General features: G+C 67.7%; 10 protein-coding genes. 3 read left to right on the forward strand and 7 right to left on the reverse strand.

What is annotated here, in order from left to right; genetic code table 11:
* The 7 genes from ACRDPN_RS14535 to ACRDPN_RS14565 all read right to left on the reverse strand — a co-directional run.
* Positions 1–902: MCE family protein (locus tag ACRDPN_RS14535; protein ID WP_431449328.1), on the reverse strand; the 902-nt coding region annotated here is incomplete at its 3' end.
* A 4-nt stretch (positions 903–906) separates the two neighbouring features.
* On the reverse strand, positions 907–1,746 hold the full coding sequence (locus ACRDPN_RS14540; protein ID WP_431449330.1) for an MlaE family ABC transporter permease: 840 nt from the start codon (positions 1,744–1,746) through the stop codon (positions 907–909).
* On the reverse strand, positions 1,746–2,519 hold the full coding sequence (locus ACRDPN_RS14545) for an MlaE family ABC transporter permease (protein WP_431449332.1): 774 nt from the start codon (positions 2,517–2,519) through the stop codon (positions 1,746–1,748). Before ACRDPN_RS14545 ends, ACRDPN_RS14540 begins: the two co-directional genes overlap by 1 nt.
* Before the next feature lie 58 nt (positions 2,520–2,577).
* Positions 2,578–4,116: an FAD-binding protein gene (locus tag ACRDPN_RS14550; protein WP_431449334.1), complete on the reverse strand. Its 1,539-nt coding sequence runs from the start codon at positions 4,114–4,116 to the stop codon at positions 2,578–2,580.
* Positions 4,116–5,195, reverse strand: coding sequence for a 2Fe-2S iron-sulfur cluster-binding protein (locus tag ACRDPN_RS14555; protein ID WP_431449336.1), 1,080 nt, complete (start codon positions 5,193–5,195; stop codon positions 4,116–4,118). Before ACRDPN_RS14555 ends, ACRDPN_RS14550 begins: the two co-directional genes overlap by 1 nt.
* Complete coding sequence (locus tag ACRDPN_RS14560) at positions 5,188–5,487, reverse strand: hypothetical protein (protein WP_431449338.1); 300 nt, start codon at positions 5,485–5,487, stop codon at positions 5,188–5,190. Before ACRDPN_RS14560 ends, ACRDPN_RS14555 begins: the two co-directional genes overlap by 8 nt.
* Before the next feature lie 164 nt (positions 5,488–5,651).
* Entirely contained in the window at positions 5,652–6,809 is a 1,158-nt protein-coding gene (locus ACRDPN_RS14565) for a Rieske 2Fe-2S domain-containing protein (protein WP_431449340.1), read from the reverse strand.
* A gap of 66 nt (positions 6,810–6,875) precedes the next feature.
* On the opposite strand from ACRDPN_RS14565, the gene ACRDPN_RS14570 reads away from it, so the two are divergent.
* The 3 genes from ACRDPN_RS14570 to ACRDPN_RS14580 all read left to right on the forward strand — a co-directional run.
* Complete coding sequence (locus ACRDPN_RS14570) at positions 6,876–8,060, forward strand: acyl-CoA dehydrogenase family protein (RefSeq protein WP_431449342.1); 1,185 nt, start codon at positions 6,876–6,878, stop codon at positions 8,058–8,060.
* A gap of 9 nt (positions 8,061–8,069) precedes the next feature.
* Positions 8,070–9,131, forward strand: a complete 1,062-nt coding sequence (locus tag ACRDPN_RS14575) for an acyl-CoA dehydrogenase family protein (RefSeq protein WP_431449344.1) — start codon at positions 8,070–8,072, stop codon at positions 9,129–9,131.
* A partial coding sequence (locus ACRDPN_RS14580) for an AMP-binding protein (protein WP_431449346.1) occupies positions 9,128–10,331 on the forward strand: 1,204 nt, incomplete at its 3' end. The genes ACRDPN_RS14575 and ACRDPN_RS14580, both read left to right, overlap by 4 nt.

Consider the following 10,331-nt stretch of genomic DNA (forward strand, 5'->3'; position numbering starts at 1 on the left):
CCGGTCAGTAAGCACGGGATCTCGGGCGAGTAGGTGTCCAGCAGGGCCAGCAACGGTCGGCCCGTGCGTGTCTGGGCGACCAGCCGCTTCTCGTTCTCCGACAGGGTGACCCGCGTCGTGCGGGACAAGCCGGTGAGGCTGGAGAGTGCCCGCGCGAGGTCGCCCTTCTTCTGGGTCACCGTGCGCGCCGTCACCGTCGCGTTCCGCAGCAGCCTGATGAGGTCGGGTGCGGCCAGGTCGTAGGTCTTCGACACCTTGGAGAGCAGCCGCAGGTCCGTGCGCAGGGTCGGCAGCTCCTCGTTGATCACGGCGAGGTAGTCGTCCAGCGCGACCAGCGTGTCCCCGATCTGGTCCCCCTTGCCTTCCAACGCGTTCGAGAGGGCGTAGAGCGTGGCATTCAGGTCAGCGGGGCGCACGGAACGCAGGAGCGGGAAGAGGTCGGCGAGAATGGTCTGCAGGTCGACGTTCGTCGTCACCCGGCTCGCAGGGATGACCGTGCCGTCCCGCATCGGCCCCGCCGACGTCCCGCCATCGGTCGGCACGAGCTCGAGGTAGTTCTGCCCGAACAGCGTCGTGGGCAGGATCCGCACGTCGACGTTGCCGGGGATGGTGCGTGCCGCCTCGGGGCGAAGCTTCACCGTGATCACGGCCCGTCGGCCGTCACTGTCGATCTTCTCGACGTATCCCACCAAGGCACCGTGCAGCCGGACGTCGCCGAAACGGGCGAGCTGCAGACCCGCGCGGTCGGCCATCACCGTGACGGTCGTGCTGGAGGTGAACTTCTTGTCGTAGATCGCGATCGACAACACGATCAGCAGGGCCATCGAGACGAGGAAGGCGATCCCGGCGAGCAGCAGCCGCCGGTGCTCCCCTGGGGAGTCGTGAAAGACGTTGACCAGCATCTGACTATCCCGTGATCCGCACGGTCGTCGTCGATCCCCAGATCGCGAAGCTGAGGAAGAAGTTGGCGACGATCACGAACACGATCGACGTGCGGATCGCGCTCCCGACGGCAACCCCCACGCCGGCGGGACCACCGGAGGCGGTGTAGCCGTAGTAGCAGTGGATCAGGATGATCGCGACCGCCAGGATCATCAGCTTCCCGAACGACCACAACACGTCGATCGGTGGCAGGAACTGCAGGAAGTAGTGGTCGTACGTGCCCACGGACTCCCCGTAGATCATCGTGGTGATCAGCCGTGGCGAGAGGTAAGACGCCAGGAGCGCCACGGTGTAGAGCGGGATCACCGCGATGAAGCCGGCGATCATCCGGGTTGTCACCAGAAACGGGATCGAGGGCACCGCCATCACCTCGAGCGCGTCGATCTCCTCGTTGATCCGCATGGCGCCGAGGCGCGCGGTGTATCCGCAGCCGACCGTGGCTGCCAGCGCGATCGAGGCGACCAGTGGCGCCACCTCACGGGTGTTGAAGTACGCCGAGATGAACGCGGTGAACTTCGCGACCCCGATCTGGCTCAGCGACGCATAGCCCTGCAGGCCGACCTCGGTACCGGCGAAGAAGGCCAGGAAGGCGATCACCCCGACGGTGCCAGCGATCACCGAGAGTGCGCCGACTCCGAAGACCACCTCCGCCAGGATGTTCGCGATCTCCTTGCGGTAGAGGCGCAACACTCGGGGCGTCCAGGCCAGCGCCTTGGCATAGAACAACAGCTGGTCGCCCCATGTCTCCAGGCGCAGGCGACGCGACTTGGCGTATGCCGAACCGAGCTCACTCAGGACGCTCATCACAGCCCGCTCTGTGGCACGAACTGGAAGTACAGCGCCGTGATGATCGCGTTCAACGAGAAGAGCAGCATGAACGCGAGAATGACCGACTCGTTCACGGCACGGCCCACGCCACTTGGCCCGCCGGACGCGCTGAGCCCCTTGTAGGCGCCCACGATCGCCGCCACGAAGCCGAAGCAGGCGGCCTTGATCAGGGAGACATAGATGTCCGGCAGCGTGGCGAGCGCCGTGAACGAGGAGAGGAACGCCCCGGCGGACCCGCCCTGCACGATCACCGTGAAGAAGTAGCCACCCGCGATGCCGGCCGTGATCACGATGCCGTTCATGAGCACCGCCACCATCAGCGTCGCGAGGGTCCGGGGCACGACCAGTCGCGCAATCGGATCGATGCCCAGCACCTCCATGGCGTCGATCTCCTCGCGCATCTTGCGCGCACCGAGGTCGGAGCAGATCGCCGACCCGGCCGCACCCGCGATGATCAGGGCCGACGCGATCGGCGCCGCCTCCCTCACAGTGGCGAGCACTGCGGTCGCCCCGGCGAACGACTGGGCGCCGAGCTGACCGGTGAGGTTGCCGACCTGGAGTGCGATGACCGCACCGAACGGGATCGATATCAGGATCGTGGGCATCAGGGTGACGCTGGTGACGAACCAGGCCTGCTCCACGAACTCGCGGCCCTGGAAGCGCGTGGTGAAGGTCAGCTTCGCCACGTCCCACGACATCGCGGCGACCTGCCCGGGTCCACGAACGAGTGATGCTGGGCTCAGGGCCATGTCTCCTCCTGTGGCCCTTCGACTCCGGGGGGACGGGTCTTACGACGGAGAACGTGTTTCATTGGTGTGACTGGGCGACTTGCGTAGGAGAACGAGTTGGCGAGACCCGGGTTACGTCCTGCTGCGGGCGCCTCATGGCTGCGTGACGCCCGGCACGACGGCCAAAAAGCGACGCTTCGCCGAGCTGGGTGCCCGATGCGTAGCCCCTGCCGTCGACCGCGATGTTCGATGCGCAGGCACCGGCCGCGTAGAGGCCGTCGACGTCGGTGCTGTCCTCGCGCAGCACCCGGCCGTCGTGATCGACCCGCAGACCGCCGCAGGTGAACCCCGCGTAGAAGGCTTTCCCCGGGGTCAGGTCGTAGGCACCGTACGGCGGGGTGTCGAGAGGCGCGACGTACTCCGTGGCCTTGTGGAACGCGGGGTCGCCTCCTTCGCGGGCCGCCGCGTTGTACTCCTCCAATGTCCGGGCCAGCGAGCCCGCCGGCACGCCCAGGCCCTCCTCCATATCCGCGACGGTCTCCCACCCGTCGACGAGTGGCTGAAGGCCATAGGCCGGCTCGGCCATGTGGGCCGAGTCGAAGATCAGCCAGGCCTTCTGCTCGGGCTGATCGAAGACGAACGCGGTGGTGCGTGCGTGGTAGGAGTCCTCGGCCACGAAGCGTTCGCCGCGGTTGTTCACGCAGATCCCGGCGACCAGGTCCGCGGGCGGGTAGAACGGGCCGGTCAGGAAAGAGTTCTCCATGTGCTCCGTGACGCCGCCGACCGACTCACCCAGACGGATGCCGAGGCCGTCGTCGTAGGTGTTCCCCAACGCCATCCCTCGCGCCAGCAGTGCTTCGAGCGCCGGAGCGAACGCGTGCACCATCTCGGGGTTCATCACGAATCCGCCGGCAGCGATCACCACGGCGTCCGCCCGGACCGCGCCGGTCTCACCGAAGCGTTTCCAGGTCGCTCCCACGACCGCGTCACCATCGGTCACGATCGCCGTGGCGCCGGTGTCGTAGCGGACTTCCACACCCAGCTCGTCCAGCTTCGCCAGGGCGAGCTCGAGCACGAGCGAGGCGCCCCCGAGGTCCCCCTCCACCGGCGGTTTGTGCCCACGCGGCGCCGGCACGGCGATGTCGCGGAAGGGCCAGACCTTCTCGTTGCCGCTGAACATCACGCCCTCGGTGCCGGGCTGCATGACGGCCTTCTCCGGGTAGTACGACCGCTCGAACTCGAACCCCAACGACTCGAGCCAGTGGAAGTGCTCGACGCTGTCCTCGGTGTAGACACGGATCTTCTCCGTGTCGCAGTCGGGCGAGACCGCCGTGAGGTACTTCGCCATCTCGCCCGGTGTGTCGTCGAACCCGCCCGCCTGCTGGCAGGGTGTGCCGCCGCCGAGATAGAAATGCCCGCCGGCCATCGCGCTGGTGCACGAAAGGCGTCCGCCACGGTCGAGAACCAGCACCCCCGCGCCCGCCTGTGCTGCCTCGATCGCGGCAGCGACGCCGGCCATGCCGGCACCGATGACGAGCACGTCAACCTCGTCCGAATACGACCGCACGGCGCTCACGGGCACGCTGGAAGGAACTTCAGCATGATTCTTGGCACTCATCAGGAGTACGTCACCCGGACCTTCTCCGACGCCGCCTCGCTCTGGCACCCGAGCCGGATGCCGTCGGCCAGGTCCTCCTCCTCGAGCACGTCGTTGGCGCGCATGGTCACCTCACCCTCCAGCAGACGCAGCGCGCATGCCGAGCACTCCCCCTCCCTGCAGGAATACGGCGCCTTCACCCCTTTGCTCTCGAGGTGCTCGAGGATCGTCGTCCCCGGCCGCCAGTCGGTGAACTCGTAGACCTCGCCGTCGAGGTCGACCTGCAGGTGTGCAGCTGGGCCGCTCGACGGGGCGACCTCGGTGGGCTCATCCGGTTCCGGCTCCGCGCCGGGCTCGTCCGGGACCCGCTCCGCACCGACCTCGAACGGGTTGCCACCCAGCGAGACGAACTTCTCCTGGTGGCGGCGATCCCGCGGGAACTCGAGCTCCCTCAGGGCCGCGACGGTCACCTTCATGAACGGCGCCGGCCCGCACACGAAGGCTTCCCACTCGGCGTATGTCGTGACGAACGCACGCAGCTGGTCCTGGGTCGGCAGGCCCTGCACCGACTCGAGCCAGTGCACCACCTGGAGTCGGTCGGGATGCTCCGCCGCGAGCTCGGCGAGCGCCCCGCTGAAGATCACCGAGCGGTCGTCACGGTTGGCGTAGAACAGGACGATCCGTCCTGAGCCAGTGGCCAGGGAGGTGCGGATGATCGACATGATCGGGGTGATTCCGCTGCCGCCCGCGAACAGCAGCAGATCGGCGTCGAGGTTCTTCGGCGTGAAGATCCCGCTCGGCGGGAGCACCCGGAGCTGGTCGCCCGGACGGAGCTCGTCGCAGATCCACACGGAGGCATAGCCATCTTCCGTTCGCTTGACGGTGATGGTCAGCGGGCCGTCGTCGTCCACGGGTGTCGAGGAGAGGGAGTAGCAACGGGCCACCATCCCGGTCCGGTCGCTCGGCACGGCGACCGTGAGGAACTGCCCCGGGCGGTAGGAGAAGTGCTCGCGGTGCTCACCCGGGTCGAGGACCACCGACCGGGCGTCCGCGGTCTCCTCGACCACGTCGAGCACCTCAAGCTCGAAGGAGTCACTCATCGGTCGACCCGATTGGAACGGTGCCGTCGCGCACGGCTTCCTCGATCGACGCGACAAGCCGCGGACAACCCGAGTGGATCGGGCGGCCATCCTCCTGCTGAGAGAGCTCGGCGAACGTCGCACAGTCCGCGACGGCCGCCTGGGTCCACTGGATCGAGGTGTGGTGCTCGCTGTTCTTGCGCACCATGACCCGCGCCTGGCACTCCCGGCACGCCAGCTCGATCAGCCGGCTCTCGGTGTAGAGCGCCCGGTCCGCCAGCGTTTCCGGCCGGGTCGGGACGATGTAGGCCATTAGGGCATGGCTCCCAATTCGTGGCCGATCAGGGAGCGTGGCATCCGCGCCCGGCTGGCAAGGCAGAGGAGGGAGGCGCACCGGGGTTGTGCGGCGACCGACGATAACGCCGCCAGGCGGGATGCGGGGCCGCGCGAGCCGGCCATCGAATTGGGAGCCATGGCCTAAGCGTCGGCTGTCTCGACGGCGTCTTCGGTGGCGCGGTCCTCGGCCTCCTTGCGCGCAAGGTTCTCCGCCACCTCGGCCCGCCAGTTCTCGTTCGCCTTGGTGGTGTCCACCTCGAACTCGAACCGCTCGACCATCTCGGGTTCGATGTCGGCCTTGTCGATGTAGAACTGCTCGTACCAGCGGCGAAGCTGGTAAACCGGGCCGTCGTCCTCGCAGAGCAACGGGTTCTGCACGGGCGCCTTGTCCTGCCAGATGGCCACGTCCTGCAGGAACCCCACGGAGAACGTCTCGGCGTACTTCTTGCCGATGTACTCCGCGGTCGACTCGTCGACTCCCTCGGGCTTCTCCACGCACAGCCCGTACTGCAGGTTGAAGGAGCTCGGCCCCGTCGGGACGTGGCAGTTGATCAGGATGACCTTGGTCAGGAAGCCCTTGTAGTCGGTGTCCAGCCAGTTCACCATGTACGACGGTCCGAAATAGGTGGCTTCCGACTTGAGGACGAGATCCTCGTCGCCGTACCCCTCGCTCTTCATGTCCGGCCGCCCGGTGGACTCCATGAACTGGGTGGCCTTGTCACCCTCGAACACGTTGCGGAAGTTCGTCGGAAAGGCGAAGTGGATGTAGAAGAAGTGCGCCATGTCGACGACGTTGTCGATGATCTCGCGACAGTGGGCGTTGTCCACCTCGATGACGTTCCAGGTCCACTCGGTGTAGCGGTCCGTACCCACCCCGTCGAGCTCTGGTGGGAGCGCGTCGTGGTCGGCCGGGCCACCTTCCGAGTCGTGCCATATCAGCAGCTGGTTGTTGCGGACCACGCTTTCGTAGCGGTGGGTCCGGGCCCGCAGCGGGACCCGACGGGAGTAGGGGATCGACTTGCACTTGCCGTCGCCGCCCCAACGCCAGTCGTGGAACGGGCAGGCGATCTCGTCGCCCTTGACGGTGCCCTGCGTGAGGTTGCCGCCCATGTGCCGGCAGTAGCCGTCCAGGACGTGCAGCTCCCCCTGCGAGTCACTCCACACCACGAGCTTGCCGCCGAAGGCGTCCACCGCGTGCGGCTTGCCGTCGGCGAAGTCACGCTCGAGGCCCAGACAGTGCCAGCCCCGGGCGAATCGCTCCGGGACAGAACCGGTGTCCAATACGCGGGTCTCAGTCACGACTGCCTCCGAGAGTGAGTGCGGGTCCCAGTGGACCAAAACGAGAACACGTTATAGTTTTACCACATGTACGTCGCCCTGACAGCCGACGAGTTCCGCCTCCGCGACGACCTGCGCGGCTACTTTTCCGAGCTGGTCACCCCCGAACGTCGCGCTGCTCTTGCCGCCTCTTCCGGGGAGTTCGGCGACGTCACCGCGTACAAGGAGGTCATCCGTCAGCTCGGCGCCGACGGCTGGCTGGGCATCGGCTGGCCCGAAGAGTACGGAGGCCAGAACCGCCCGATGGTCGAGCAGCTCATCTTCACCGACGTCGCGGCGGTGGCGGGCGTGCCGATCCCCTACCTCACGCTGAACACGGTCGGTCCGACGATCATGCGGTTCGGCACCGAAGCGCAGAAGGAGTACTTCCTCCCCCGGATCGTCCGTGGAGAGCTGCACTTCTCGATCGGCTACTCCGAACCGGGCTCGGGCACGGACCTGGCGTCGCTACGTACAAAGGCCATGCTTGACGAGACCGCCGGTGAGTGGGTCGTCAACGGTCAGAAGATGTGGACCTCCCTGATCCAGTACGCCGACTGGATCTGGCTGGCGTGCCGGACCGACCCGGACCATCCCCGCCACAAGGGCCTGTCCATGATCCTGGTCCCGGCCGACGCAGAGGGCTTCTCGTACACACCCGTTCACACCGTCGCCGGCGTCGGCACGAGTGCCACGTACTACGACGATGTCCGTGTGCCTGCGGAGAACCTGATCGGCGAACGCGGGGGCGGCTGGGCACTGATCACCAACCAGCTCAACCGCGAGCGGGTGGCACTCACGTCGTCGGCCTCGCTGGTCCACTCGATCGAGCTGGTCACCGACTGGGCGCGACAGACCAAGGACGCGAACGGCGTCCGCGTGATCGACCAGGAGTGGGTGCAGATCCTTCTCGGCCGGGCGCAGGCGCGCACCGAAGCCCTGACCCTGATGAACTGGAAGCTCGCCTCCGAGATCGACACCCTCTCCCCAGCGGACGCATCAGCCACCAAGGTCTACGGGTCGGAGCTGGCCATCGAGGTCTACCGCTCCCTGATGGAGATCGTCGGACCCGCTGCCGTCGTCACAGCCGACTCGCCCGGCGCCGTGCTCGCCGGGCGGCTCGAACGGTTCTTCCGCTCCGCCCTGGTGATGACCTTCGGCGGCGGGACGAACGAGATCCAGCGGGACATCATCGGCTATGTGGGCCTTGGACTACCAGCTGCACGACGTTAGCGAGCATTGATGAATTTCACCTTCTCCGCCGAGGCCGAAGACGCCGCTGCCCTGGCCGCCACCATCCTGGCCGACCACACCGGAGCGGAACGGCTGGCCGAGGTCGAGGCCCCAGATCATGAAACTGTCGGCCGGTTCGACCCGGTGCTATGGCGTGCCCTCAGCGACGCGTTCGACGGAGCCAACCTCGGCTTCGTCGAGCTCTGCCGCGTGCTCGTCGAAGTGGGCCGGACGGTCGCGCCGGTGCCACTGGCAACGGACGCCACCGCCCGACTTTTCCTCGTCGAGCACGGCATTGAAGGTCCGTCGAGTGTCCTGAGCTGTGCGATCGCCGAGGAGCACGAGCACGCTCCCACCTCGCCGACGACGACCGCGACTCAGGACGGTGAGGAGTTCGTCCTCTCCGGCACGAAGTACCTCGTCCCCGCGGCGACGGTGGCGAGCACGTTCCTGGTGCCCGCCACGACGCCGTCCGGAGCCGCGATCTTCCTGGTGGACGCCGACAACCCCGGCCTCCGCGTGCAGGAGCAGCGCCTGAGCGACGGCAATGTCGTCGGGCTCCTCGAGCTCGGTGACGCCCGGGTGGCGGCCGACCGGCGCGTGGGCGCTGACGATGGCGAGGCCGCTCAACGCCTGGTGGATCTGCTCACCGTCGCGACGTGCGCCGTCCAGCTCGGGGTCACGGAGGGCGCCGTTGCCCTCACCGCGGAGTACGCCAAGACCCGGGAGCAGTTCGACCGGCCGATCGGCACCTTCCAGGCAGTCTCACAGCGGCTGGCGGACGCCTACATCGACTCGCGCTTCCAGGCGCTCACGGTGTGGCAGGCGGCATGGCGGCTCGCCGAGCGTCTTCCCGCCCAGGACGCCATCGCCACGGCCAAGCTCTGGGCTGCGGATGCCGGGCACAAGATCGCCCACACGACGGTGCACATCCACGGAGGCGTGGGCATCGACCTGGACGGGGTAGCCCACCGCTACTTCACCGCGGCCACGAGGTACGAGTTCGAGCACGGCGGCGCGACGGAACAGGCGCTGCGCATCGGCCGGCTCCTCGCATCCGAACCGGCGTGACGATACGGGACCTGCTTCTCGCGCGGGCCGAGCAGGACACCCCGGCACTGCTGACCCACGAGCACTCGTGGACCTGGCGCGAGCTCGTCGCCGACGCCTCAGCCCGGGCATCGGCAGTGGCGCGCCTTGTCGACCCGCAGCGCCCTCCCCACGTCGGGCTCCTGATGGACAACACGCCCGAGATGCTCCTGGGACTGGCCGCCGCGGGGATGGGCGGCCACGTCGCGGTCGGGGTGAACAGCACCCGCCGCGGAGACGCCCTCGTGGCCGACCTTCGTCGCGCCGACGTCCAGCTTCTGCTCACGGACACGACCCAGCGCCACCTGCTCGACGGACTCGACCTGACCGGCATCCAGGTGGTCGACACCGACGACACCGGCTGGGCAGGTGCGGCAACGGTCGTTGAGCCTGTCGAAACGACACCGGCACCCACCGACGACTCCCTCTTCATGCTGATCTTCACGTCGGGCACGAGTGGCCGACCCAAGGCGGTGCGGATCACCCACGAGAAGGTGACCCACCCCGGGCAGTACCTCACCGAGCGCTTCGGGCTCACCGCCGAGGACGTGCACTACGTCGCGATGCCGTTGTTCCACTCGAATGCGGTCATGGCGGGCTGGGCACCGGCACTCGTCACCGGCGCTCCGGTGGCGCTCCGTGAGAGGTTCTCCGCCTCCGAGTTCCTGGCCGACGTGCGCCGTTTCGAAGCGACCTACGCGTCGTACGTCGGCAAGCCGCTGACCTACGTCCTGGCCACGCCCGAGCGTCCTGGCGACGCCGAGAACACGCTGCGACTCGTCTTCGGGAACGAGGCCGGAGACCGCGACACCGCCGCGTTCGCGGAGCGCTTCGGGTGCAAGGTGGTGGACGGATTCGGATCGACGGAGAACGCGGTAATCGTCAGCAAGATGCCGGGCACGCCGCCAGGAGCACTCGGCTGGCCGGCCGACGGGGTCGCCGTCCACGACCCGGAGACCGGCCAGGAGTGCCCGCGCGCGGAGCTCGACGCGAACGGTCGGGCGGTCAACCTCGACGCGTGTGCCGGCGAGCTGGTGAACACCACGGGCGCCGGCCAGTTCGCCGGCTATTACAACGACGATGAGGCCATGGCCGAGCGGATGCGCGGCGGGATGTACTGGTCCGGGGACCTCGCCTACCGCGACGCCGACGGGTGGGTTCACTTCGCCGGAAGGACCGCCG

This window comes from Aeromicrobium sp. (assembly GCF_050700635.1).
GTDB lineage: Bacteria > Actinomycetota > Actinomycetes > Propionibacteriales > Nocardioidaceae > Aeromicrobium.